22 protein-coding genes are annotated in these 26,376 nt (G+C 53.5%); 11 read left to right on the top strand and 11 right to left on the bottom strand.

The window, feature by feature from the left end; translation table 11 throughout:
- Positions 1 to 126 precede the first annotated feature (126 nt).
- Positions 127 to 1,122, bottom strand: a complete 996-nt coding sequence (locus LK04_RS15260; RefSeq protein ID WP_039331317.1) for an aldo/keto reductase — start codon at positions 1,120 to 1,122, stop codon at positions 127 to 129.
- A gap of 98 nt (positions 1,123 to 1,220) precedes the next feature.
- Between LK04_RS15260 and LK04_RS15265 the strand changes: the two genes are divergently transcribed.
- Entirely contained in the window at positions 1,221 to 2,129 is a 909-nt protein-coding gene (locus LK04_RS15265) for a LysR family transcriptional regulator (RefSeq protein ID WP_039331319.1), read from the top strand.
- A 353-nt stretch (positions 2,130 to 2,482) separates the two neighbouring features.
- Here LK04_RS15265 and lpdA read toward each other — a convergent pair whose 3' ends face one another.
- The 4 genes from lpdA to pdhR all read right to left on the bottom strand — a co-directional run bounded on the left by lpdA (position 2,483) and on the right by pdhR (position 9,542).
- Positions 2,483 to 3,907 (bottom strand): dihydrolipoyl dehydrogenase, encoded by a 1,425-nt coding sequence (lpdA, locus tag LK04_RS15270; RefSeq protein WP_039331346.1) that lies wholly within the window; start codon positions 3,905 to 3,907, stop codon positions 2,483 to 2,485.
- 174 nt (positions 3,908 to 4,081) lie between these two features.
- Positions 4,082 to 5,968 carry a pyruvate dehydrogenase complex dihydrolipoyllysine-residue acetyltransferase gene (gene aceF / locus LK04_RS15275; RefSeq protein WP_039331321.1) on the bottom strand — a complete coding sequence of 629 codons (1,887 nt, stop codon included), beginning with the start codon at positions 5,966 to 5,968 and terminating at the stop codon, positions 4,082 to 4,084.
- Between the two features lie 14 nt (positions 5,969 to 5,982).
- Complete coding sequence (gene aceE, locus LK04_RS15280; RefSeq protein ID WP_039331323.1) at positions 5,983 to 8,649, bottom strand: pyruvate dehydrogenase (acetyl-transferring), homodimeric type; 2,667 nt, start codon at positions 8,647 to 8,649, stop codon at positions 5,983 to 5,985.
- 128 nt (positions 8,650 to 8,777) lie between these two features.
- A complete protein-coding gene (gene pdhR / locus LK04_RS15285; protein WP_034829622.1) occupies positions 8,778 to 9,542 on the bottom strand; it encodes a pyruvate dehydrogenase complex transcriptional repressor PdhR in 765 nt (254 codons plus the stop codon).
- A 514-nt stretch (positions 9,543 to 10,056) separates the two neighbouring features.
- Here pdhR and aroP point away from each other — a divergent pair.
- From aroP to LK04_RS15305, 3 genes are all read left to right on the top strand, one after another.
- Positions 10,057 to 11,412, top strand: coding sequence for an aromatic amino acid transporter AroP (gene aroP / locus LK04_RS15295; protein WP_039331328.1), 1,356 nt, complete (start codon positions 10,057 to 10,059; stop codon positions 11,410 to 11,412).
- 162 nt (positions 11,413 to 11,574) lie between these two features.
- Complete coding sequence (locus LK04_RS15300; RefSeq protein WP_059109810.1) at positions 11,575 to 12,981, top strand: glycoside-pentoside-hexuronide (GPH):cation symporter; 1,407 nt, start codon at positions 11,575 to 11,577, stop codon at positions 12,979 to 12,981.
- Positions 12,978 to 13,931 (top strand): family 43 glycosylhydrolase, encoded by a 954-nt coding sequence (locus tag LK04_RS15305; protein WP_039329306.1) that lies wholly within the window; start codon positions 12,978 to 12,980, stop codon positions 13,929 to 13,931. The genes LK04_RS15300 and LK04_RS15305 overlap by 4 nt, the downstream gene beginning before the upstream one ends.
- On the opposite strand, the gene ampE is transcribed toward LK04_RS15305, so the two are convergent.
- Both ampE and ampD read right to left on the bottom strand, forming a co-directional pair.
- Positions 13,913 to 14,767, bottom strand: coding sequence for a beta-lactamase regulator AmpE (gene ampE / locus LK04_RS15310; protein WP_039329308.1), 855 nt, complete (start codon positions 14,765 to 14,767; stop codon positions 13,913 to 13,915). The two genes, LK04_RS15305 and ampE, sit on opposite strands and share 19 nt — an antisense overlap.
- 16 nt (positions 14,768 to 14,783) lie before the next feature.
- Positions 14,784 to 15,335, bottom strand: a complete 552-nt coding sequence (gene ampD / locus LK04_RS15315; RefSeq protein ID WP_039329310.1) for a 1,6-anhydro-N-acetylmuramyl-L-alanine amidase AmpD — start codon at positions 15,333 to 15,335, stop codon at positions 14,784 to 14,786.
- A gap of 182 nt (positions 15,336 to 15,517) precedes the next feature.
- On the opposite strand from ampD, the gene nadC reads away from it, so the two are divergent.
- From nadC to hofC, 4 genes are all read left to right on the top strand, one after another.
- Complete coding sequence (nadC, locus tag LK04_RS15320) at positions 15,518 to 16,417, top strand: carboxylating nicotinate-nucleotide diphosphorylase (RefSeq protein ID WP_039329312.1); 900 nt, start codon at positions 15,518 to 15,520, stop codon at positions 16,415 to 16,417.
- A gap of 176 nt (positions 16,418 to 16,593) precedes the next feature.
- A complete protein-coding gene (gene ppdD, locus LK04_RS15325) occupies positions 16,594 to 17,034 on the top strand; it encodes a prepilin peptidase-dependent pilin (protein ID WP_039329314.1) in 441 nt (146 codons plus the stop codon).
- A 2-nt stretch (positions 17,035 to 17,036) separates the two neighbouring features.
- The gene (gspE, locus tag LK04_RS15330) at positions 17,037 to 18,425 is read left to right on the top strand and encodes a type II secretion system protein GspE (protein WP_039329315.1); all 1,389 of its coding nucleotides are present in this window, start codon (positions 17,037 to 17,039) and stop codon (positions 18,423 to 18,425) included.
- Positions 18,418 to 19,617 (top strand): protein transport protein HofC, encoded by a 1,200-nt coding sequence (gene hofC, locus LK04_RS15335; protein WP_039329317.1) that lies wholly within the window; start codon positions 18,418 to 18,420, stop codon positions 19,615 to 19,617. The genes gspE and hofC overlap by 8 nt, the downstream gene beginning before the upstream one ends.
- 30 nt (positions 19,618 to 19,647) lie before the next feature.
- Here the strand turns inward: hofC and LK04_RS15340 are convergent, their stop codons facing one another.
- Entirely contained in the window at positions 19,648 to 20,688 is a 1,041-nt protein-coding gene (locus LK04_RS15340; RefSeq protein WP_039329319.1) for a GMP reductase, read from the bottom strand.
- Between the two features lie 218 nt (positions 20,689 to 20,906).
- Here LK04_RS15340 and coaE point away from each other — a divergent pair, with 218 nt between their 5' ends.
- The 3 genes from coaE to yacG are packed head-to-tail and all read left to right on the top strand — an operon-like array spanning position 20,907 to position 22,469.
- Positions 20,907 to 21,515 carry a dephospho-CoA kinase gene (gene coaE / locus LK04_RS15345; protein ID WP_039329320.1) on the top strand — a complete coding sequence of 203 codons (609 nt, stop codon included), beginning with the start codon at positions 20,907 to 20,909 and terminating at the stop codon, positions 21,513 to 21,515.
- 4 nt (positions 21,516 to 21,519) lie between these two features.
- Entirely contained in the window at positions 21,520 to 22,263 is a 744-nt protein-coding gene (gene zapD / locus LK04_RS15350) for a cell division protein ZapD (protein ID WP_039329322.1), read from the top strand.
- 8 nt (positions 22,264 to 22,271) lie between these two features.
- A complete protein-coding gene (gene yacG / locus LK04_RS15355; protein ID WP_034829659.1) occupies positions 22,272 to 22,469 on the top strand; it encodes a DNA gyrase inhibitor YacG in 198 nt (65 codons plus the stop codon).
- A 25-nt stretch (positions 22,470 to 22,494) separates the two neighbouring features.
- Here yacG and mutT read toward each other — a convergent pair whose 3' ends face one another.
- From mutT to secM, 3 genes are all read right to left on the bottom strand, one after another.
- Positions 22,495 to 22,890: an 8-oxo-dGTP diphosphatase MutT gene (mutT, locus tag LK04_RS15360; RefSeq protein ID WP_039329325.1), complete on the bottom strand. Its 396-nt coding sequence runs from the start codon at positions 22,888 to 22,890 to the stop codon at positions 22,495 to 22,497.
- Positions 22,891 to 23,001: 111 nt separating this feature from the next.
- Positions 23,002 to 25,707 (bottom strand): preprotein translocase subunit SecA, encoded by a 2,706-nt coding sequence (gene secA, locus LK04_RS15365; RefSeq protein ID WP_039329327.1) that lies wholly within the window; start codon positions 25,705 to 25,707, stop codon positions 23,002 to 23,004.
- Positions 25,708 to 25,781: 74 nt separating this feature from the next.
- Entirely contained in the window at positions 25,782 to 26,282 is a 501-nt protein-coding gene (secM, locus tag LK04_RS15370) for a secA translation cis-regulator SecM (protein WP_039329329.1), read from the bottom strand.
- Positions 26,283 to 26,376: the final 94 nt, after the last annotated feature.

Consider the following 26,376-nt stretch of genomic DNA (forward strand, 5'->3'; position numbering starts at 1 on the left):
TTGTTAATCTGTTTACAAAAAAGCAACATCCGCGCGTTAATTAGCAGATTTATCTGGCTGTTGAGCGGGATCACATAAAAAAAGCAGGCAACCGGTGCCTGCTTTTGATCAGTGCAGAGAGAAAGATTAGCGATCGACCATGCTGAATTCGTTGGCGGTGTAGCGCTCGCCTTGAATATTTTTCGCATCAAACAGCGCATCCAGCGCCGTGATATCCGTTGCTTGCAACACCAATGACGCCGCAGCACAGTTTTGTTCCAGGTTGACAATTTTGCTGGCACCTGGAATCGGCACAATATCATCACCTTTCGCCAGTACCCATGCCAGCGCCAACTGTGCCGCCGTAGCGTCATAACCTGCAGCCATCTCTGATAACTGGTTCACCAACTTTTGGTTATGTGCCTGTGCATCCTGCTGGAAACGCGGTAATCCGCGACGAAAATCATCCTCTGCCAACGTGGCTGCGGCCGGGAATTTTCCGGTGAGGAAGCCACGACCCAGCGGGCTATAAGGTACAAATCCAATATTGAGTTCACGGCAGGTGGCGAGGATCTCTTCTTCCGGATCGCGTGTCCACAGCGAATATTCACTCTGCAAAGCCGAAATAGGATGCACTGACTGTGCCCGACGCAACGTGGCAGAGGAGACTTCGGACAATCCGAGATATTTCACTTTGCCTTCCCGCACCAGGTCGGCCATCACACCGACAACGTCTTCAATCGGCACGGCGGGATCGATACGATGCTGATAGAGCAGTTCAATGGTTTCAACGCCCAGTCGCTGTAGTGAACCTTCAACGGCACGGCGAATATGCGCCGGTTCGCTGTTTGCACCGGTAATGCGCTCCCAGCCCTCGCCATGTTCAGTAATGCGAAAACCAAATTTGGTCGCCACTTTAATATCGTGACGTCCCTTAATCGCTTTCGCCAGCAGTGTCTCATTGGTGAAAGGACCGTAAACTTCTGCGGTATCGAGGAAATTCACCCCCAACTCAAACGCCCTTGCCAAGGTATCCAGCGCCTGTTTTTCATCATTTTGCCCATAGGCGAAACTCATGCCCATGCATCCCAAACCCAGTGCTGAAACCATTAATCCCTGACTGCCCAATTGACGCTGTTGCATTGTTCCATCCTCTTTGCTTTCGGTGTTAATGTTATAAACCTCAGCAATTACCACAACAATTGCGCTATTTTCGTTGATTTAGTGAGTAAAACTCAGCAATGAATAAATACCGAGCCACCCTGCAGGAACTGGAGATGTTTGCCGCAATTGCACAGCATCTCAGCTTTCGCAAAGCCGCCGAGGAGCGCAACGTCACGCCCTCCAGCTTGAGCCATGCCATGCGCCATTTTGAAGCGCGCCTGGGCGTCCGCTTACTCACGCGCACCACGCGCAAAGTCGCGCTGACAACAGCAGGCGAGCGCTTTTTGCTGCGCATTCAGCCCGCGTTAGCCGATTTGTCGCAGGCGGTGGATGAGTTGAATGACTGGCGTGAAGAACCGGGCGGGATACTGCGTATCAGTATGCCACGATCAGCAGAAGCACTGTTCTTCCCGTCTTTGATACTGCCGTTTGTGCAACGCTATCCCGAGATTACGCTGGAGATCGACAGCAATGACGCGTTGGTCGATATCGTGGAAGCGGGCTTTGATGCCGGTGTACGCTATGGTGATGTGCTGGCGCAGGACATGATCGCCGTGCCCTTTGGCCACCCCATGCGCGCGCTGGCCGTCGCCAGCCCGGATTTCCTTGCTCAGCATGGCATCCCCCAATCCCCTGCCGAGTTATTACACTTCCCCTGCATTGAGCGACGCTTTCCCAGCGGGCGGCGTTATCGTTGGGAATTTTGGCAGGACGGCCGTAAACAGGAAGTCGCGGTAAAAGGCTCGCTGGTACTGGATAATAATGATCGCATTCTACAAGCAGCACGGGCTGGATTGGGCATCGCTTTTATACATCAGGATGCCGTCAATAATGCGCTGGCGAGTGGAGAGTTAATTGAGATTCTCACTGAATATACGCAAGTTGAAGAGGGATTCTGGCTTTACTACCCCAGCAGGAAATATATTTCAGCGCCACTCAGGCATTTTATAGACTGGATAAAAAACAACGAAAACATATTAAGATAAATATTTAAAAAAACAAATAACAGAAACCACTAACAATGAAGTAATAAATTAAAAATAAACAAAATGGATGCGTGAAATATAAATAAAATCGCGTAGACTGCCTGCGGGCGCTTGAGGCAATCTGCCTTAAGCATAGTTATTTAGAGGTAGGTTGTGGAGAGTTTGCTCGCAGAGTCAATGTTAATTATCCCTGCGAGCGAGCCGACTACCCTACACGTAAGAAATGTCAGGTTAGTCGCTCGCTCGTGCTAATGCAAGAGGTAAGTGACTATGAAGTCGATATTCAAAATACATTGTTCTTATAATAAAAAACGGCTCCTAAAAGGAGCCGTTTTTCTATTTACCGCAAAAACTTATTTCTTTTTCGCTTTAGGGTTTGGCAGGTCAGTAATGCTACCTTCAAACACTTCAGCCGCCAGGCCAACAGACTCATGCAGCGTTGGGTGGGCATGAATGGTCAGTGCGATGTCTTCTGCATCACAGCCCATTTCGATCGCCAGACCGATCTCACCCAACAGCTCGCCGCCGTTGGTGCCGACAATTGCACCACCGATCACACGGTGAGTCTCTTTGTCGAAGATCAGTTTGGTCATGCCATCTGCACAGTCAGAAGCAATCGCACGGCCAGAGGCTGCCCACGGGAAGGTGGACACTTCGTAGCTGATGCCTTTCTCTTTAGCTTCTTTCTCGGTCAAACCTACCCATGCAACTTCTGGCTCGGTGTACGCGATAGAAGGAATCACTTTCGGGTCGAAGTAGTGCTTCAGACCAGAGATAACTTCTGCCGCCACGTGGCCTTCGTGCACACCTTTGTGCGCCAGCATTGGCTGACCAACGATATCGCCGATTGCAAAGATGTGAGGCACGTTAGTGCGCAGCTGCTTGTCGACACGGATGAAACCGCGATCGTCCACTTCAACGCCCGCTTTACCCGCATCCAGGCCTTTACCGTTTGGTACACGGCCAATGGCCACCAGCACGGCGTCGTAACGCTGCGCTTCTGCAGGGGCTTTTTTACCTTCCATTGATACGTAGATACCATCATCTTTCGCTTCAACAGAGGTGACTTTGGTCTCCAGCATCAGGTTGAATTTCTTGCTGATACGTTTGGTGAACACTTTCACTACGTCTTTATCAGCAGCAGGGATAACCTGGTCAAACATCTCAACCACGTCGATCTCTGAACCCAGCGCATGGTAAACGGTACCCATCTCCAGGCCGATAATCCCACCACCCATCACCAGCAGGCGCTTAGGCACTTCTTTCAGTTCCAGCGCGTCAGTTGAATCCCATACACGTGGATCATGGTGTGGGATGAATGGCAGTTCGATTGGGCGAGAACCCGCCGCGATAATCGCGTTGTCGAAGTTGATGGTGGTTGCGCCACCCTCACCTTCCACCACCAGCGTATTCGCACCGGTGAATTTACCCAGACCGGTAACCACTTTCACTTTACGGCCTTTGGCCATACCGGCCAGACCGCCAGTCAGTTGGGTGATAACCTTCTCTTTCCAGGAACGAATTTTGTTGATGTCAGTTTGCGGCTGGCCAAACACGATACCGTGCTCTTCCAGCGCTTTCGCTTCTTCAATCACTTTCGCAACGTGCAGCAGCGCTTTTGACGGGATACAGCCCACGTTCAGACAAACACCACCGAGGGTGCTGTAACGCTCAACGATTACGGTTTCCAGACCTAAATCAGCGCAACGGAAGGCTGCAGAGTAACCTGCAGGACCTGCCCCAAGTACCACGACTTGAGTTTTAATCTCTGTACTCATCATGACCTCTTATTAGATTGCCGGCGGTCAAAAGCGAGCCCGTCCCAGGCTCCGCATGCCCTTTATCCACCGGGACATTTCACCGCAAGAGTTTACAGAATTGTTAATAAACTGCCAACCGCGGCAACTCTGAATGCTTACAACAAGGCCGGCATTTGCCGGCCTTGGTTAACTTCACATCACCAGACGGCGAATGTCGGACAGTGTGTTATTGATGATGGTGATAAAGCGCGCACCATCTGCACCGTCGATCACGCGGTGGTCGAAGGAGAGTGAGATTGGCATCATCAGACGCGGCTCAAACTCTTTACCGTTCCACACCGGCTCCATCGCTGACTTGGAAACACCGAGGATAGCCACTTCCGGCGCATTAACAATTGGCGCAAAGTGCGTGGTACCCAAGCCACCCAGGCTGGAGATGGTGAAGCAACCGCCCTGCATATCGCTGGCGGTCAGCTTGCCATCACGCGCTTTCTTAGAAATCGCCATCAGTTCACGCGACAGTTCAGTGATGCCTTTCTTATTCACATCTTTGAACACTGGAACCACCAGACCGTTTGGCGTATCCACCGCCACACCGATGTTGATGTATTTCTTCAGCGTCAGTTTCTGTGCATCTTCAGACAGAGAACTGTTGAAACGTGGCATCTGCTCCAGCGCGGCCGCAACAGCTTTCATGATGAACACCACCGGGGTGAACTTCACATCCAGCTTACGTTTTTCCGCTTCAGCGTTCTGCTGCTTACGGAATGCTTCCAGATCGGTGATATCGGTCTTATCGAAGTGCGTAACGTGTGGGATAACCACCCAGTTACGGCTCAGGTTGGCACCCGAGATTTTCTGGATACGGCCCAGTTCCACTTCTTCAACTTCACCAAACTTGCTGAAGTCTACTTTCGGCCAAGGCAGCAAGCCTGGCAGGCTTCCGCCGCTTGCCGCAGCAGCCGGTGCTGCTTCCGCACGTTTCACCGCATCTTTCACGTAAGACTGCACGTCTTCTTTCAGAATGCGACCTTTACGGCCAGTGCCTTTGACTTTCGCCAGGTTGACACCGAACTCGCGTGCCAGACGACGAATCACTGGCGTGGCGTGCACGTAAGCATCGTTCTCAGCAAACTCGCCTTTCGCGTCCGCTTTAGCCGCTGGAGCAGCCGCAGGTTTCGCCGCTGCCGGTGCTGGAGCCGCTTCCTGTTTCGCCGCAGGTGCCGCAGCAGCAGGCGCAGCGCCTTCGACTTCAAACACCATGATCAGTGAACCGGTGCTGACTTTGTCGCCCGTGGACACTTTCAGTTCTTTTACAGTACCGGCGAATGGCGCAGGCACTTCCATCGATGCTTTGTCGCCTTCAACCACGATCAGTGACTGTTCAGCGGTGACTTTGTCGCCCACTTTTACCAGCACTTCAGTGACTTCAACTTCATCGCCGCCGATGTCAGGCACGTTCACGTCTTTCGCGCCACCCGCAGCTGCAGGGGCTGCAGCTGGAGCCGCTTCCTGCTTCGCTGCTGGTGCGGCAGCCGGAGCGGCACCTTCCGCTTCGAAGATCATGATCAGCGAACCGGTATTCACTTTATCGCCAGTGGCGATTTTGATCTCTTTCACCACGCCCGCGAACGGTGCAGGGACTTCCATTGAAGCCTTGTCGCCTTCAACGGTGATCAGTGATTGTTCCGCTTCAACTTTGTCGCCAACTTTCACCAGGATCTCAGTGACTTCAACTTCATCACCGCCGATGTCAGGCACGTTGACTTCTTTGCTGACCGCAGCCGCCGCTGGGGCTGGCGCCGCTTCGGCTTTTTTCTCTTCTGCTGCCGGTGCAGCCGCCGCGCCTTCTGCGTCGAAGATCATGATCAGTGAACCGGTATTCACTTTGTCACCGGTGGCGATCTTGATCTCTTTCACTACGCCAGCCTTCGGCGAAGGCACTTCCATTGAGGCTTTATCGCCTTCCACGGTGATGAGCGACTGTTCAGCTTCAACTTTGTCGCCTACCTTCACCAGGATTTCGGTGACTTCAACTTCGTCTGACCCGATATCTGGTACGTTAATTTCGATAGCCATTACTCTCTTACCTCTTAAGCCAGACGCGGGTTAACTTTATCGGCATCGATATTGAACTTAGTGATCGCATCCGCCACCACTTTCTTATCGATTTCGCCGCGTTTAGCCAGTTCACCCAGTGCAGCAACAACCACGTATGATGCATCCACTTCGAAGTGGTGACGCAGGTTTTCACGGCTGTCAGAACGACCGAAGCCATCCGTACCCAGTACGCGATAGTCGCTGGCTGGAACGTAGCTGCGAACCTGTTCAGCGAACAGCTTCATGTAGTCGGTTGAGGCCACTGCAGGCGCTTCGTTCATCACCTGAGCGATGTAAGGAACGCGCGGTGCTTCAGTCGGATGCAGCATGTTCCAGCGCTCACAATCCTGGCCATCACGTGCCAGTTCAGTGAACGAGGTGACGCTATACACATCAGAACCGATGCCGTAGTCGTTAGCCAGAATCTGTGCCGCTTCACGCACGTGACGCAGGATAGAACCTGAACCCAGCAGCTGCACTTTACCTTTGCTACCTGCTACCGTTTCCAGCTTGTAGATACCCTTACGGATACCCTCTTCCGCACCCTGCGGCATCGCAGGCATGTGGTAGTTTTCGTTCAGCGTGGTGATGTAGTAGTAGATGTTTTCCTGCGCTTCGCCATACATACGCACCAGGCCATCCTGCATGATGACAGCCACTTCGTACGCGTAAGACGGATCGTAAGAGATACAGTTCGGGATAGTCAGCGACTGAATGTGGCTGTGACCATCTTCATGCTGCAGACCTTCGCCGTTCAGCGTCGTACGACCAGAGGTACCGCCGACCAGGAAGCCGCGTGCCTGTTGGTCGCCCGCCAGCCACATCAGATCGCCGATACGCTGGAAGCCGAACATTGAGTAATAGATGTAGAACGGAATCATCGGCAGGTTGTTGGTGCTGTAAGAGGTCGCCGCCGCCAGCCAGGATGAACCTGCGCCCAGCTCGTTGATCCCTTCCTGCAGAATCTGGCCTTTCTCGTCTTCTTTATAGTAAGCAACCTGCTCACGGTCCTGCGGGGTGTATTGCTGGCCGTTCGGGCTGTAGATACCAATCTGACGGAACAGACCTTCCATACCGAAGGTACGTGCTTCATCCGCAAGGATTGGCACCAGACGATCTTTGATCGACTTGTTCTTCAGCATCACGTTCAACGCACGCACGAAGGCAATGGTGGTCGAGATCTCTTTGTTCTGCTCTTCCAGCAGCGGCTTGAACTCTTCCAGCGTCGGCATTTCCAGCTTCTCGCTGAATTCCGCCTGACGCGTTGGCAGATAGCCACCCAGCTTCTCGCGCTGACCGTGCAGATAGTTGTACTCGTCGGAACCTTTCTCGAAGGTGACGTAAGGCAGGGATTCGATCTTATCGTCAGCCACTGGCACATTGAAGCGATCGCGGATGTAGCGAACGCCATCCATGTTCATCTTCTTCACCTGGTGCGCGATGTTTTTACCTTCCGCGGTGTCACCCATACCATAACCTTTGATGGTATGTGCCAGGATCAGAGTCGGCTGACCTTTGGTGTCCTGCGCTTTTTTCAGTGCCGCGTAGATTTTCTTCGGATCGTGACCGCCACGGTTCAGGGCGAAGATCTCTTCGTCTGACCAGTCTTTTACCAGCGCAGCCGTTTCCGGATATTTACCGAAGAAGTGTTCACGCACGTATGCGCCATCACGGGATTTGAAGGTCTGGTAATCGCCATCAACGGTTTCGTTCATCAGCTGGATCAGCTTGCCGCTGGTGTCCTGCTTCAGCAGTTCATCCCAACGCGCGCCCCAGATCACTTTGATCACGTTCCAGCCTGCACCCGCGAAGATGCCTTCCAGCTCGTTGATGATCTTACCGTTACCGGTGACCGGACCATCCAGACGCTGCAGGTTACAGTTGATGATGAACACCAGGTTGTCCAGCTTCTCACGGGTGGCGATGGTGATCGCACCTTTAGATTCTGGCTCATCCATTTCACCGTCACCCAGGAAGGCATAAACGGTCTGGTTTGAGGTGTCTTTCAGGCCACGGTGTTCCAGATACTTCAGGAACTTCGCCTGATAGATCGCATTCAACGGACCCAGACCCATTGATACGGTCGGGAACTGCCAGAAATCTGGCATCAGTTTCGGGTGCGGGTAAGAAGACAGACCTTTACCGTGAACTTCCTGACGGAAGTTGTTCATCTGCTCTTCAGTCAGACGGCCTTCAAGGAAAGCACGTGAGTAGATGCCCGGAGAAATGTGACCCTGGAAGTAAACCAGATCGCCGCCGTCTTTATCACTGCGCGCACGGAAGAAGTGGTTAAAACACACTTCATAAATGGTGGCAGAAGACTGGAAAGATGAGAGGTGACCGCCCAGCTCCAGATCTTTCTTCGACGCACGCAGCACCGACATGATGGCGTTCCAGCGAATTGCGGAACGGATACGACGTTCAAGAGAGGTGTTGCCCGGATAGTCCGGTTCATCTTCAACAGCAATAGAGTTAATGTAGTTGCTGATTGCAGAAGCACCGCCAGCGACTTTAACGCCACCTTTGCGTGCTGTGTTCAATACCTGATCAAGCAGATACTGCGCACGCTCAACACCTTCTTCACGGATGACCGATTCGATCGCCTGTAGCCAGTCACGAGTTTCGATCGGATCCACGTCATTCTGTAAACGTTCTGACATGGGGTGTGTTCCTTATCTGTGTCTAATACGTTGAATTATCAGGAGCCTGTCTGCTTGTGCTTTGCTTCTTATTCACAGCACAAGAAGACAGGTCCGTCGTTTGTTTTCCGCACGTTCGTTGCCGTGCGTTATTCCTTACGTTGCTGTAAACGACGCAGGGAGCGTTCACGACGACTCTGCTCCCGACTTCTGTCCAGCAAGATTTCCTCAATGAACGCCAGGTGACGATGAGATGCCTCGCGCGCTTGTTCTGGCTCACGAGCCACAATCGCCTCAAAAATACTGGCGCGGTGACCACTCACTTTCGCCAGCATTTCCCGGCGAGCGTAGAGCAATTCAAAATTCTGGCGAACGTTTTGTTCCAGCATAGGGCCCATAGAGCGCAGCAAATGCAACAGCACCACATTATGAGCGGCTTCTGTGACAGCGATCTGATACTTCATCACTGCATCGGCCTCGGCATCCAGATCGCCACTGTCCTGTGCCTGCTGAATATGAACATGGCAGTCACGGATACGCTGCAAATCTTCATCTGTGCCACGCAGCGCGGCGTAATACGCAGCCACACCTTCCAGTGCGTGACGGGTTTCCAACAGGTCAAACTGAGATTCTGGATGCTCAGCAAGCAGACTGACCAGCGGGTCACTCATGCTCTGCCAGAGATTCGTTTGCACGAAGGTACCACCGCCCTGACGGCGCAGCAGCAGGCCTTTGGCTTCAAGGCTCTGGATCGCTTCGCGCAGGGATGGACGTGAGACATCGAACTGTTTCGCCAGTTCGCGTTCGGGGAGCAGCTTTTCACCCGGCTGAAGTGTCCCCTCCATAATGAGGGACTCCAGCTGTTGCTCAATCGCATCGGAGAGCTTGGGTTGGCGAATTTTACTGTAAGCCATCTTCCCTTCTTATCAGCCAAACGTCCGGAGTAAATTGGTAATACCAATTGAAAAATAGTGCCCGTAAAGTAACAAAGTATTCACCTTGTGTCTATATGGCCCCCATCACACTTCAAGGGTATATCGCTGTTGCCGCACGCTAACTCACCGTGTTAAAGGCATAAATTTGCCGGCAAAGTGAATTGTTAACAGATTTCACTTTTACTAAACCTTACACAGGGTTAGCCGTTGCAGCGTCGCTAAACCATAAGGCAAAGCTATTCGTGTTTATTGTTTATTCATGTCAGAAATATCTTGGGTGCTCCACAGAGGATACTGCTGCTTTTTCAGCCATCTCTCAGCACAAAAAGCAAAAGCAGGTGCAAAGCGGCGCGCTTATCACTATTCTGGACGCCATGGTAGCCGGGACATGCACACAGCACGCCAGATACCGTAAAGAAAAGAATACATTAGGTAAAAACAGCCTTACAGTGCGCGCACTGCAGGTGCACAATAACAACATCACGAGGTTTGTATGGAACAACAGCATGGCGAGTCGCTGCATCGCGGCCTGAAAAATCGCCATATTCAGCTTATTGCGCTGGGCGGTGCCGTGGGTACCGGTCTGTTTCTGGGCAGCGCATCAGTGATTAAATCGGCCGGCCCGGCCGTGATTCTGGGTTATGCCATTGCCGGTTTTATTGCCTTTCTGATTATGCGTCAGCTGGGCGAAATGGTCGTAGAAGAGCCGGTTGCCGGTAGCTTCAGCCACTTCGCTTATAAGTACTGGGGCAACTTCGCCGGTTTCGCCTCTGGCTGGAACTACTGGGTGCTGTATGTGCTGGTTGCCATGGCCGAATTAAGCGCCGTCGGTAAATACATTCAGTTCTGGTATCCCGAATTTCCCACCTGGGCCAGTGCCGCCATCTTCTTCGTGGTGATTAACGCCATTAACCTGACCAACGTTAAAGTGTTTGGTGAGATGGAGTTCTGGTTCGCCATTATTAAAGTTGTGGCAGTTGTCGGCATGATCCTGTTCGGTGCCTGGTTACTGTTTGGCGGTCACGCCGGTCCACAAGCCACCGTTCGCAACCTGTGGGAACAGGGCGGCTTTATGCCAAATGGCTGGTCTGGACTGGTGATGATGATGGCCATCATCATGTTCTCCTTCGGTGGTCTTGAACTGGTCGGTATCACGGCGGCAGAAGCGGATAATCCTCAGGAGAGCATTCCTAAAGCCACCAACCAAGTGCTGTGGCGTATTCTGATCTTCTACATCGGTTCACTGGCTGTTTTGCTTTCACTGCTGCCATGGACGCGTGTAACGGCAGACACCAGCCCGTTCGTGCTGATCTTCCATGAACTGGGTGATGCGCTGGTCGCCAACGCGCTGAACGTGGTGATTCTGACGGCTGCGCTGTCGGTCTATAACAGCTGCGTATACTGCAACAGCCGAATGTTGTTCGGCTTAGCACAGCAGGGTAACGCCCCGAAAGCGCTGTTAAACGTTGACCGTCGCGGCGTACCGGTAGCCACTATTATGGTCTCCGCGGTGGCAACCGCTTTGTGTGTACTGATCAACTACCTGATGCCAGGTGAAGCCTTTGGCCTGTTGATGTCGCTGGTGGTGTCTGCGCTGGTGATCAACTGGGCAATGATCAGCCTCGCTCATATGAAATTCCGTAAGAAGAAAGACCAACAAGGTGTGACCACGCGCTTTAAAGCGGTGCTCTATCCGCTGGGGAACTGGATCTGCTTGCTGTTTTTGGCGGCAGTACTGGTCATCATGGTCATGACCCCAGGTATGGCGATCTCTGTCTGGCTGATTCCGGTCTGGCTGGTGATCCTGGCTGTGGGTTACGCCATCAAGAATAAAGTACAAAAAGCCTAATGTTTGTCTCTGCCCGGTGTCCCGTCACCGGGCAGTTCTTCTGATCTGCCTCACACTTTTCTCCGCCCACCTGTTTTGTCCATCTACGTAACCAAATCCTCCCCACCATGTTACTGATTTAACGCTAATAATTTCGTCTCACCTTGCAGATGGAGACGAACAATGAAAGGAGCCGCCCTCTCGTTCAGGGAGAAACTGGGATATGGCATGGGCGATGCCGGATGCAACATGATCGGCGGTGCCATCATGCTGTTCCTTAACTATTTCTACACCGACGTGTTTGGCCTCGCCCCGGCGCTGGTCGGCACCCTTCTGCTTTCTGTGCGCGTGCTGGATGCGGTGACCGACCCCATCATGGGTGCGATAGCGGACCGCACACAAAGCCGCTGGGGCCGTTTCCGCCCGTGGCTGTTATGGGTGTCAGTACCCTATGTCCTGTTCAGCGTACTGATGTTCACCACACCGGACTGGAGCTACGAAAACAAAGTCATCTGGGCATTTGTCACCTACTTCCTGATGTCGCTCACCTACACGGCAATCAACATCCCTTACTGCTCTCTGGGCGGGGTGATCACTAACGATCCGCGTGAACGCGTCTCTTGTCAGTCCTATCGGTTTGTCATGGTGGGTGTAGCCACACTGATCCTGTCACTCTCCATTTTGCCCATGGCCGAGTGGTTCGGAGGGGACAACAAAGCGCGCGGCTATCAAATGGCGATGAGTGTACTGGCGCTGATTGGCCTGGCCATGTTTCTGTTCTGTTTTGCCACCGTGCGCGAACGTATTCGTCCGGCAGTGCCGAATAATGATGACCTGAAAAAAGATCTGCGCGACGTGTGGAAGAACGACCAATGGGTACGTATTTTGCTGCTGACCTTCTGTAACGTATGCCCCGGTTTTATCCGCATGGCGGCCACCATGTACTACGTCATTTGGGTGATGGGGCAATCCACGCACTTCGCTACGCTGTTTATCAGCCTGGGCGTGGTGGGCATGATGTTAGGCAGTACGCTGGCTAAAGTCCTTACCGATCGCTGGTGCAAACTGAAAGTGTTTTTTTGGATCAATATCGCGCTGGCGCTGTTTTCCTGTGGCTTCTATTGGATTGATCCACAGGCAACCGTTGCGGTGGTCATCGCCTATTTCCTGCTGAATATCCTGCATCAGATCCCGTCGCCTCTGCACTGGTCATTGATGGCGGACGTTGATGATTATGGCGAATGGAAAACCGGTAAACGCATCACGGGCATGAGTTTCTCTGGCAACCTCTTTTTCCTGAAAGTGGGGCTGGCGGTGGCAGGTGCGATGGTCGGTTTCTTGCTCTCCATTTATGGCTATGACGCTGGGGCGAAGCAGCAATCACCGACCGCCATTAACGGCATTGTGCTGCTGTTCACTGTGATTCCCGGTGTCGGCTATCTCATCACCGCAGGAGTTGTGCGCTTGCTGAAAGTTGATCGTCAACTGATGCGCACAATTCAGGATGACCTTGCACTTCGGCGTGCAAGCCATCGTGAACCCTCTCAAGCCACACCGTCTGCCACCTCACTTCCAGGAGAGATCAAATGAACTGGCCAAATCCCTTTATTACCCAACGCGCCGATCCCTTTATTCTGCGTCATGGTCAAGGCTACTATTTTGTCGCCTCGGTGCCGCAGTATGACCGCCTGGAAATTCGCTATGCAGAGACGTTAGCGGACCTGATTGAGGCAGAAGCGGTAACGGTATGGCACAAACCCGATACCGGGCCTTTTAGTGCACTGATCTGGGCGCCTGAGCTCCATCATATTAATGGGCAGTGGGTGATCTATTTTGCCGCAGCTCCCACGCGCGACATTAAAGACGGGTTGTTTCAACATCGTATGTACGCGCTGGTGTGTGATGACAGCGATCCGCTCTCGGGTCGCTGGCAGCCCGCGCGTCGCGTGTTTACCCCCCTCGACTCCTTCTCCCTTGATGCCACACATTTCGTGCATCAAGGCAAAAACTGGTATCTGTGGGCGCAAAAAGATCCCGCGATCCCCGGTAATTCCAACCTCTATCTGGCGGAATTACTCAACCCCTGGACCTTAAAAAGCGCCCCCGTGATGCTAAGCCGGCCAGAGTATCAGTGGGAGTGCGCAGGATTTAGCGTCAATGAAGGCCCAGCAGCTATCCGCCATGGCGATCGCTTGTTTGTGACCTACTCTGCCAGCGCGACCGATGAAAATTACTGCCTTGGCATGTTGAGTATTGATGCGCTGGCCGACCCGTTCGACAACAGCGCATGGCAGAAATCAGCGCGTCCAGTCTTCACCACCAGCTGGGAAAATCAACAATATGGACCGGGGCATAATAGCTTTACAGTTGATGAGCAAGGAAAAGATGTTTTGGTGTATCACGCACGGAACTACACCGAAATCGAGGGCGATCCGTTATGGGATCCGAACCGCCATACGCGTTTGAAGTACCTGGAATGGCGCGAAGACGGCACACCGGATTTTGGCGTGCCGCCAGCCGATCACACCAGCGTGCCGTAAATCGTCAACAGTGCCACGACCACAACCAGTACCAGAGAAATACGCTTTGCCAACGCCACGGCGACACGTGGCGTTTCAACTTTGTCCATGTGCGGATCGCGTGCCAGTGAGAACTGCGCCAGGCTGGTCAGCACTTGATATTGCGAACGATGGCGATCGCTCAACGAAGCGAACCACGCAGGCAATGCCCGCTCACCATGACCGAGTAACGCATAAGCCACGCCTGCCAGGCGTACCGGGATCCAGTCCAGCACATGCAGGACGCGATCGACGCCTGACTGCGCGCGCTCAAGTGGCGAGTGATGTTTCGCCAGCCAGGTCTGCCAGGCGCGCAGAAAAGCATATCCCACCAGCAGAACCGGGCCGTATGGCCCACCGACCACAAACCAAAACAGCGGAGCAAGGTAGAAACGGAAGTTAATCCAGATCAACGCATTCTGCAGTTCACGCAAGAATTCACGCTCACTGCACTCAACAGGCACACCATGAATCAGCGTCAGTTCGGCAGCCATGGCCTGATGCGCCGCTTCATCGTCATGGCTCGCCGCTTTCAGGTAGCTGTGATAATGCAAACGCACCGAGCCCGCGCCGATGCACAGCAGCCCCACCACAATCCAGAAAGCCAGTTGCGCCACGCCAAACAGAATGCCTTTGAGGCTCCAGACCAACAGCCAGACAATCAGCATGGCGACGAGGGTCATCAATAACGTGCGCAACAGCGAGAAGCGCTGGCGTCCACGGAACAGCGGTTCCAACCGATGATCCAGTTGCCAGTGCTCACCCAATTTAAAAAGGCGCTCCCAACCTAAAACTAATAACAAGCTAAACAACGTCATACCTGCTCCTGCGGTTTCAAGGATTCTCCTGCCTGATAGCATCTTTATAGCGCATCCAGTCAAAAGCGGGACCGGGATCGGTTTTACGCTGCGGTGCGATATCACTGTGACCGGTAATACGATCCATCGTCAGCGGATAATGCTGAAGCAGCAAGACACTAACCTGCTGCAAAGTCTCATATTGTGCATCGGTATAGGGCAGCGTATCAGTCCCTTCAAGCTCTATACCCATCGAAAAATCATTACAGTTTTCTCGACCTTCAAACTGCGAAACGCCAGCATGCCAGGCGCGCTGGTCAAAAGAAACGTACTGCACCAGTTCACCATCACGGCGAATCAGGCAGTGTGCCGCCACGCGTAAATGGGCGATATCGGCAAAATAGGGGTGAGCATCCGGGGGTAAGGTCCCGGTAAACAATTGATCAATCCACGGACCGCCAAATTCGCCTGGCGGCAAACTGATATTATGGATGATTAACAGCGACGGAATTTCGCATTCCGGACGCTGATTGAAGTGCGGTGAGGGCACTTTGCGCGCGCTGGTGATCCAGCCATCTTCCAGTTTCATGCCTTCAATCCTTAGCCAAACTTTGCCGAGAATACCATGATTCCCCCTGCGCGCTTGCGACTTAATGCGCAGGCGACCTCGTGTTAAGGATACTAAACATTTCATTCAGCGGTGTCTGGCAATCGTCAATAAATCAGGCTAAGGTGGGCGCACAAAATTCCGACTAGTGGAGTGGCATCACCATGGCATCGCGTCGTTACGACCCCGATCATCGTCGTCAGGAACTGATTAAACGCATTGAACAAGATATCCCAGAAGCCGTGTCCCGCGCGCTTCAGGAGGACTTAGGTGGCGAAGTCGATGCCGATCGCGACATAACCGCCTTGCTCTTGCCTGAAGACAAGCAGGCTGAAGCGCAGATCATAACGCGCGAAGCCGGTGTTTTCTGTGGTAAACGTTGGGTCGAGGAAGTCTTTATCCAACTGGGCAATAAAGTCACTTTCATCTGGCATGTCGAAGACGGCCAGAGTGTGGTCGCTGACCAACTGCTGTTTGAATTGCAAGGCCCGGCGCGTCTGCTGTTAACCGCAGAGCGTACCGCACTGAATTTCATGCAAACCCTGTCCGGCGTGGCGACAGAGGTCAGTCGTTATGTTGCGCTACTGGACGGCAGCGAAACCCAGTTGCTGGATACGCGCAAAACCTTGCCAGGCCTGCGCACTGCATTGAAATATGCCGTGCTCTGCGGTGGTGGCAACAATCACCGCCTCGGCCTTTCTGATGCATTCTTGATCAAAGAAAACCACATTATTGCCAGCGGTTCTGTACGCAAAGCGGTTGAGAAAGCGCTGTGGCTGGAGCCCGATGTGCCGGTGGAGGTGGAAGTAGAGAGTCTGCAGGAATTACAGGATGCGCTTGATGCCGGAGCCGATATTATCATGCTCGATAACTTCAGCTTTGAGATGATGCATGATGCCGTGGCACTTACCGCGAAACGGGCTTTGCTTGAGGTTTCTGGCAATGTCACTGAAACCACCCTGCCGCAGATTGCCAAAACAGGCGTTGATTTCGTCTCTGTGGGCGCGCTGACCAAACATGTTCGCGCCCTTGACCTCTCCATGCGCTTCCGCGAACACGGATAACCTCGCGGCCGCCGCCGTACTTTAGTGCGGCGGTTTGTGCACTCTCCCCGATTAATAGCGAAACCTTGTGCAACAACCTCGATTTAACGCGTAACGTTTTCCACTTCGTCACAGTCCTGCTTTCGCTGCCCACTGACGTTGCCTACCTTAGCCGCTCCACAACAAGGAGCCTGACGATGGAAAGACAACGGGGTTTTACCCTAATCGAATTAATGATTGTGATTGGCATTGTGGCCATTCTTAGCGCAATCGGCCTGCCCAGCTATCAAAACTACCTGCAACGTGCGGCGCTCACCGACATGCTGCAAACCATGGTGCCCTATAAAACCGCGGTGGAACTCTGCGCCATTGAGCGTGGCGATCCGGCACAGTGCCAGGCGGGGACAGGAGGTATTCCTGCGGCCAAAGGCTCGCGTTATGTCGCAACATTGAGCGTGGCTAATGGAGTGATTTCCTTAGCCGGTCAGGAGAGTCTCAGCGGGTTGCAGGTGGAGATGACGCCGACCTGGAATGCCACAGAAGGCACAATTGACTGGCAACGCAGTTGCACCAGCACCAACGCCAGCTTGCGCGATAGCTGCCTGGAACAGTTTCGTTTTGCCGATAAGGACAGCTAACAATGGAGCATTCTAATCCGGCATTGCAGAGCTTGTGCGCGCGCTATCAAGCCGTGATGCTGCAACACGACGCGACATTACTGCGCGTCGCCGTTGCAGAGACCCCCGACCCGCTCCTGCTTGAGGCGCTGCAATTCGCCAGCCAGTGCAAGGTTGAAGTCGAGTGTTGGCCCGCCGCGCGATTGGAGCAGTTACTGCATAACCCCGACGCCGCTGCTGTCACACGTGAACCTGCTACGTCAGAGTCTGCGATCAACGCCGTGGAAAACATTCTGCGTCAGGCGAGCCATCGGCGCGCTTCGGATGTGCATTTTGAACCACAACGCCATGGCTTACGCATCCGTCTGCGCATTGATGGCGTGCTGCATAAATTGTCACAACTGCCTGATGCACAACCTGCTGCAGTGCTGGCTCGGCTCAAAATTCTGGGTGGTCTGGATATTGCCGAACGCCGTCTGCCACAGGATGGTCAATTTACGTTGCCGATCGATGAGCAGATGATGGCCTTTCGCCTCTCCACGCTCCCTACCAGCCACGGCGAAAAAGCGGTGGTCAGGCTGCTGCAGAGTGAAAACAGCGCCATCACGCTGGATAAGCTCGGTATGCCGCTCGCGCAATTGCGTCTGTTGAAAAATGCCCTGGCTAAACCTCAAGGGCTGATTCTGGTCACCGGACCGACAGGCAGTGGAAAAACCTTCACGCTTTACAGTGGATTGAGCGCGCTGAACGTGCCGGATAAGAATGTATGCAGTGTTGAGGATCCGGTCGAGATCCCACTCGATGGCATCAATCAGACTCAGATCCATCCACGCAGCGGCCTCGATTTTAACCGCGTGCTGCGCGCACTATTACGGCAGGATCCTGATGTCATCATGGTGGGAGAGATCCGCGATGCCGAAACCGCCAGCATTGCCGTGAAAGCGGCACAGACTGGGCATTTAGTCCTCTCGACCCTACACACAAACTCTACCGCAGAAACCCTCACACGCCTGCGGCAGATGGATATTCCCGGCTATCTGCTCGGCCCGGCATTGCAGTTGGTCGTGGCGCAGCGTCTAGTCAGGCGCCTGTGTACACATTGCCGCCAGCCAGCACAGGCGATTGCCCACTTACCCCATGAAATGTGGCCGGGCACATTGCAAACCTGGCGCGCACCGGGATGTGACCACTGTTTTTCCGGCTATTACGGTCGTGTTGCGCTGTTCGAAATTCTCCCGATGAGTAATAAGTTGCAAAACGCGATATCCGCCGATATGCCGCTGGAGCACGTTATCGCGCTAGCCAATGAGCTGGGGATGAAAACCTTGCTCACCGCTGGGTTGGATGCGGTAAGTCGGGGAGAAACGTCTTTCGAGGAGATGCAGCGCGTCGTGGGATTGGGTGATGGCTAATCTCTATTCTTACCGCTGGCAGGCGCTCGACACTATGGGGTTGTTACTGGACGGCACCTCGCTAGTGGCAAACCAGGATTCGCTGCTTAATCAGCTCTCGGACCGCGGAATGCTGCCGGTCAACTGGCATCGCGGCCGATGCTGGCGTGCTCGGGACTGGAAATGGCAACAGAAAATCGACCTGGTTCGCCAGTTGGCCACTTTGCTGAAGGCAGGCTTGCCGCTGGCGGAAAGCCTGACCTTGCTGGCAGAGGGCCATCCGCATGCGGGATGGCGCGTGTTGCTGGGTGAATTACACCGCCGGGTTATAGCGGGAGACACTTTCTCGCAGGCACTGCGTGCCTGGCCGCAGATATTTCCGCCGCTCTTTCCAGCATTAATGGAGGTGGGGGAACTGACAGGCCAACTCGATGAGTGCTGCAGACAGTTGGCGCTCCAGCAAAGTAAGCAACAGCATCTGCGCCAGAAAGTGATTAAAGCGCTGCGTTATCCGTTGTTTATTCTGCTGGTTGCGATGGCGGTCAGTGCCGGTATGCTGCTGTTTGTCCTGCCAGAATTCGTCTCCGTGTATGCCAGCTTTAATGCCCCACTTCCCGCTTTCACTGCGGCAGTCATCGCGCTGTCGGAAGGGTTACAGCAGGCTGCCGTTCCCCTTTCGCTGCTCATCGCCGCGCTGATATTGATCGGCAAGTGGCTTTATCGTCGCTCAGTGCCATGGCAACGGCGTGTGCAGCGTGGGTTATTGCGCCTGCCGCTGTTATCTCCACTGTGGCGCGGAGGGCAACTGAGTCAGATCTACGCCATTATGCACCTGACACAGCAGGCCGGTTTAACCCTGCTGCATAGCCTGCAGGCGGTAGAAGTCACCTTGTCTTCATGTCTGTGGCGTGAGGATATTGTCGCACTGCAACAGCATATCGCCGCTGGCGCACCGCTGCATCAGGCACTGCAACAACATGCACTCTTCACCCCGCTGTGTGCTCAACTTATTCGCGTCGGAGAGGAAGCGGGAGCGCTGGATGTGATGCTGGCGCGTCTGGCTGAATGGCATGAAGCTCAAACGCTGTCTCGTGCGGATACCCTTGCGGCATCGCTGGAGCCACTGATGATGGTGGTGATAGGCGGCATCGTTGGAACGTTGGTGATTGCAATGTACTTGCCGGTATTTGGCCTGGGAGAGGCTATCCGTTAGCAGGTGCGCACCGCGCACCTGTTTCCGGCACTAGCGTGTGAACACCCGGTTTTCCTGTTCTGCTACACGGATGAAGGTGGTGCGTTTTGTCAGCTCTTTCAGCCGTTCTGCCCCAACGTAGGTGCAGGCAGAGCGTAATCCGCCGAGGATATCTTTCACCGTCTCTTCAACCGGGCCACGCAGCGGCAGCCGCACGGTTTTACCTTCTGCTGCGCGATATTGGGCAACGCCGCCCACGTGGCGTTTCATCGCCGACTCCGAACTCATGCCATAGAACAGCATAAATTGCTCGCCATTCTCTTCAACGATGGAACCTTCGCACTCATCATGCGCCGCCAACATTCCGCCGAGCATGACGAAATCGGCTCCGCCGCCAAAGGCTTTCGCAATATCACCAGGCACAGAACAGCCACCATCACTGACAATCTGTCCACCGAGTCCATGTGCGGCATCAGCGCACTCAATTACCGCGGATAACTGTGGATAGCCGACGCCGGTTTTGACGCGGGTGGTGCACACAGAACCAGGCCCAATGCCAACCTTGACGATATCCGCACCAGAGAGAATCAACTCTTCAACCATCTCACCGGTTACTACGTTCCCCGCACAGATAGTCTTACCGGGGAAACTTTCCCGCACTCGCTGCAGGAATTCAACAAAGTGCTCTGAATAACCGTTAGCGACATCGATGCAGATAAAATTGAGTTGCGGCGTCAATGCCAGGATCGCGCCCAGCTTGGTGAAGTCAGATTCTGAAGTGCCGGAAGAGACCATCACATGGCGCAGTACCGTTGGTGAGACACGCTGAATGAATGCCTGCCAGGCGTCAACGCTGTAGTGCTTATGCACCGCCGTCAACACGTTGAAACTCGCCAAGGCCTCGGCCATGGTAAAGGTACCAACGGTGTCCATATTGGCGGCAATTATCGGCACGCCCGTCCAGTTCAGGCCAGAGTGTTTGAAGGTGTAGGTGCGTTCAAGTTCAACCTCAGAACGGCTTTTTAAGGTAGAGCGCTTGGGCCGGATTAAAACATCTTTAAAGCCCAGCTTTAAATCTTCTTCAATACGCATAGCAGGATGTCCTGGTTAGTGACGACGAACCGCAGTTCGGGTAGCGCTCACGGCTCCAGTCTCGTTATCATACGCGCCATTACTGACGTGACAAGACTGCGAATTTCACTTTATTTAGGCTACAATCCCTTAAATTTAGCTGAGAAAATTGATTGTGATCATGCTCTCATCTTGCTGCGACCTGTGGTCGCCGATGAGACACATTCCGAGAGAACGCGATGCCTTTTACCGTTGCGCTCACCGGAGGTATTGGCAGCGGTAAAAGCACCATTGCCAACGCTTTCGCGGCGCTGAGCGTTGATATCATTGACGCCGATGTGATTGCCAGAGAAGTGGTTGAGCCCGGCACCCCGGCCTTATCGGCGATAGTTAAGCGCCATGGTGAGTCGATCCTGACGGCAGAAGGAACGCTGTATCGCGCTCGGTTGCGAGAAATTATTTTCCAGCAGCCAAAGGAGAAAAACTGGCTTAATCAGTTACTTCATCCGCTCATCAATGCGCGAACACATCAGTTAAAATTACTCGCGACTTCACCCTATGTATTGTGGGTAGTGCCACTGCTGGTGGAGAACGGCTTACAACATCAGGCCGATCGCATTCTGGTCGTCGACGTGGATGAGGCAACGCAACTTCAGCGAACGCAGTCTCGGGATGGCATTACGCTCAGCCAGGCGAAAAATATTCTTGCCGCGCAGGCCAGTCGCGAACAGCGCTTAGCCTGTGCGGATGACATCATTGATAATAGCGGTACACCCGAGCAGGCGTTACCGCGCGTTGCTGAACTTCACCAGTGCTATTTACGCCTGGCAGCAACCCGACAGGATTAACATCATGAGCACAGTTGTTCTATTTGAGCACCCACTGAATGAGAAGATGCGCACCTGGTTGCGTGTCGAGTTTCTGCTGAACCAGTTACATGAAACGGTCCCTGTTAGCGGCTCGGTATCTGCCCTGGCAGTGTTTCGTATTATGGGTGATTTGCTGGATATCTTCGAACGCGGGGATATGCGCACCGAGTTACTCAAAGAACTGGAGCGCCAGCAGCAAAAGCTTCGTGCCTGGCTGGATGTGCCCGGTGTCGACGAACAAACCATTGTCAGTTTGCGCGATCGTTTAAAACGCCAATCCACTGAATTAATGGCTGCCCCACGCATGGGACAACAGTTACGTGAAGATCGCCTCATCGCGCTGGTGCGCCAACGCTTGAGCATACCCGGCGGTTGCTGCAGTTTTGATTTGCCCAGCCTGCATATCTGGCTCCATCAGGAACAGTCACTGCGGGATACTCAGGTGAACGGCTGGCTGGCGTCCCTGATGCCGCTGCGCAATAGCCTGACCCTGATCCTCGATCTGATTCGCCAGTCTGGTGCCTTTCGCCATCAAACCAGCCTCAACGGTTTTTATCAGGATAATGCTGAAGGCTCTGACTTACTGCGCCTGCAACTCACGCTGGAAGATGCGCTTTACCCGCAAGTCTCAGGCCATAAGAGCCGTTACGCTATTCGCTTCCTGCCACTTGATAGCGAACGAGGGGAAGTCCCCGCTCGACTGAATTTTGAATTAGCCTGTTGCTAGAGGATGTTATGCAAGAAGAGATGATTACCGTACCCTGCCCTAACTGCGGTAAAGACGTGATGTGGGATGAGTTGAGTCCGTGGCGCCCGTTTTGCAGCAAACGTTGCCAGCTGATTGATTTGGGCGAATGGGCAGCGGAGGAGAAACGCATCCCCAGTGACAGCGATCTGACCGACAGCGATGACTGGAGTGAAGAGCAGCATTGATGCGCAAGGGGCACCGCCCCTTGGCTTAAATCTCGCCAGCGACTAACTGAGCAATCAGTTGGTGGTTTGCGGGAGGAAATTCATCCGCGACCAGATCCCGCTGCTCGACCCAGCGTTGTGGCTGACCTTCTCGACCATACGGCTCACCGTTCCATCCTTCCACCAGAAAGAAATGCAGCGTGACGCGCAGGTCATCATAGCTGTGATCGGCTAAACCGATGGCTTTGGCTGCCGTCACATCAATGCCTGTTTCTTCCATCAATTCACGCTTTAGAGCTTGTTCCGCGGTTTCATCCTGTTCAATTTTGCCGCCAGGAAACTCCCATTTATTGGCCATATATGAGCTTGCTGCGCGCTGAGCAAGAAAGATCTGGTGACTGGCATTGCGAATGATGCCCACCGCGACCTGCAGGTGTTTCATAAGCTGAATTCCGCTTTTAATAAGTGAACGCTGATTTTAAAGCAGTCGCCCAGTAATGTTAACCCGATGCCGACACTCAAATAAAAAAGGAGCCCGCAGGCTCCTTGTTCATCAGGCCAGACGGCCGTGACACTGTTTGTATTTCTTACCGGAACCGCATGGGCACAGATCGTTACGCCCGACTTTGCGCTCTCCGCCCTGTGCAGCCAGTGCAGCGGCAGCCGCCGTTTCATCATCAACATGACTCAACTGTTGCTGCTGTGCCAGACGTTCCGCTTCTTCACGACGCTGCTGCTCCATCGCTTCAACTTCTTCTGGCATGCGTACCTGTACCTTGCTCAGGGTGCTGATCACTTCATATTTCAGTGATTCCAGCATCGAAGCGAACATAGAGAAGGATTCACGCTTATATTCCTGCTTCGGATCTTTCTGCGCATAACCACGCAGATGGATACCCTGGCGCAGATAATCCATCGCCGCTAAGTGCTCTTTCCACAATGAGTCCAGCGTCTGAAGCATTACGCCTTTCTCGAAGTTACGCATCATCTCAGCGCCCACCACTTCTTCCTTGGCGGCATAGCTTTCGTGTGCATGAGTCATGATACGCTCACGCAGCGTCTCTTCATGCAGATCTGGCTCTTTGTCCAGCCACTCTGCAATCGGCAGATCGAGGTCGAAATCGTTACGCAGACGCTCTTCCAGCGCCGGAACATCCCACATTTCTTCCAGAGACTGTGGAGGAATGTAGGTATCGATGGTCGCTTTGAACACATCTTCACGGATGCTGTTGATGGTTTCGGACACATCGGACACATCCAGCAGCTCATTACGCTGACTGTAAATGGCGCGACGCTGATCGTTAGCCACGTCATCGTATTCCAGCAGCTGCTTACGAATATCGAAGTTGCGGCTTTCAACTTTACGCTGTGCGTTAGCAATCGCTTTGGTTACCCATGGGTGCTCGATCGCTTCGCCCGGCTTCATACCCAGTTTGCGCATCATATTAGAGACACGATCCGAGGCGAAAATACGCATCAGCGCATCTTCCATCGACAGGTAGAAGCGAGAGGAACCGGCATCACCCTGACGACCGGCACGGCCGCGCAGCTGGTTATCGATACGGCGAGATTCGTGACGCTCAGTACCGATAATGTGTAAACCGCCCGATGCCAGTACTGCATCGTGACGCAGTTTCCACGCCTCTTTAATTGCCTGGATTTGTTCTTCAGTTGGTGCTTCCAGCGCGGCAACTTCTGCCTGCCAGCTACCACCGAGTACGATGTCGGTACCACGACCAGCCATGTTAGTCGCGATAGTCACGGCTGCAGGCTGTCCCGCCTGAGCAACAATATCCGCTTCGCTGGCGTGGAACTTAGCGTTCAGTACGCTGTGCTTAATGCCCGCACGCGTCAATTCCTGGGAGACCACTTCTGATTTTTCAATTGAAATGGTACCGACCAGCACCGGCTGACCTTTTGCTGTGCAGTTACGGATGTCTTCAATGATGGCATCAATCTTCTCTTTCTCGGTCATGTAGACCAGATCGGCCATGTCTTTACGCACCATCGGACGGTTGGTTGGCACCACGATGGTATCGAGCTTGTAGATAGAGCTGAATTCAAACGCTTCGGTATCTGCAGTACCCGTCATACCGGCCAGTTTTTCGTAGATACGGAAATAGTTCTGGAAGGTAATGGATGCCAGCGTCTGGTTTTCGTTCTGGATCTCGACGCTTTCTTTGGCTTCAACAGCCTGATGCAGGCCGTCTGACCAGCGGCGACCCTGCATGGTACGCCCGGTGTGTTCATCAACGATGATGACCTCACCGTCTTTAACGATGTAGTCAACGTCGCGGGTAAACAGCGCGTGGGCACGCAGCGCAGCGGTAACGTGGTGCATCAACATAATATTGGTTGGGGAGTAAAGTGACTCACCCTCTTCCATGATGCCCTGGCTGACCAGCAGCTCTTCGACCTTAACCAGGCCGCGCTCGCTCATGTGAGCCTGACGTGCTTTTTCATCCACCCAGAAATCACCTTCACCCTGGAAGGTGTCAGAGTCTTCTTTCTCCTGACGCACCAGGTGCGGGATGATTTTGTTTACTTTGGTGTAAAGCTCAGAGCTGTCTTCCGCCGGTCCGGAAATGATCAGCGGTGTACGCGCTTCATCGATGAGAATGGAGTCAACTTCATCCACCAGCGCATAGTGCAGTTTGCGTTGAACGCGCTCTTCAGGGCTGAACGCCATGTTGTCACGCAGGTAGTCAAAACCGTATTCGTTATTGGTACCGTAAGTGATATCAGCGGCGTATGCGGCGCGCTTCGCCACAGCAGGCATATTCGGCAGGTTGATACCGATAGACAGGCCGAGGAACTCGAACAGTGCGCGGTTGTTTTCCGCATCACGCTGGGCCAGATAGTCGTTGACGGTAACAACGTGGACGCCTTTGCCGCTCAGCGCATTCAGATAGGCCGGTAGGGTTGCGGTCAGGGTTTTACCTTCACCGGTACGCATCTCCGCGATGCAACGCTCATTCAGCACCATACCGCCGATCAGCTGCACATCGAAGTGGCGCATGCCAAACACACGCTTACTGGCTTCACGCACGGTGGCAAAAGCTTCTGGAATCAGGCTTTCAAGGCTCTCGCCTTTTTTCAGACGCTCGCGGAACAGATCGGTTTTGGCTTTCAGCTCATCATCTGACAACTTAACGAAATCCGGTTCCATCTTGTTGATGACGTCAACAATTTTGCGCATACGGCGCAGAGTACGATCGTTACTGCTGCCAAAAACCTTGGTTAATAATTTGATTAACATGATAAATTTTTCTCAATTCAGCCGTAATTTACGGTCTGGAAAATCTAAAACAGGATGTGGAAAAAAGTTAGCAGTTAAGCGTTGAGTGGCCCAGCGCGGATGCCATGGATAGCAGCCTGCCAGTCAGCAGAAGTCGGGATTGAGAGGTCGTGATGACCTGGGGTTTTCTGCGCGTCAAGCGCCAGAGCGGGTTGTGCAGGCGATGTCAGCAGCGCCTGCAACGAATCAATTAACGCCAGCTTTTGCGCCGCCAGCGGCACAGCTTGCTCAGCCTCCGCTTCTGCGGGCGGTGTCATGCTAAATGAAAGGTGGCGAATGACGGTACGGATCGCATGCTGGTGCCAGTAATCGACGTTAAAGTTCAGTCGACGCGCACTTTCCTGCAGGCGAATCAAATGATCGAAGTGTACAGCGTTGCCGACAAACAGGCTGCTAATGGGCGAGTCAGTCGCCGTGGGCTCCGCACTTTGCGCACAGGCAGGCAAGCCCAAACTGGCCGCCACCATCCCTAACAAGAGATGAGGCCAGAAATAGCGTCTGCCTAATTGTCGCCAGCGTGAGAAAATCCCGATCACAACCTGTCCAGAGTTTAATTAAATAAGTAATGAAGCTGCCGTGGTCATCCACGACCCTACTCATACGAGCGCCAGATAATAGCACTTATGTGGG

The sequence above is a fragment of the Pantoea vagans genome (assembly GCF_001506165.1).
In the GTDB taxonomy this organism is placed as follows: Bacteria; Pseudomonadota; Gammaproteobacteria; order Enterobacterales; family Enterobacteriaceae; genus Pantoea; species Pantoea vagans_C.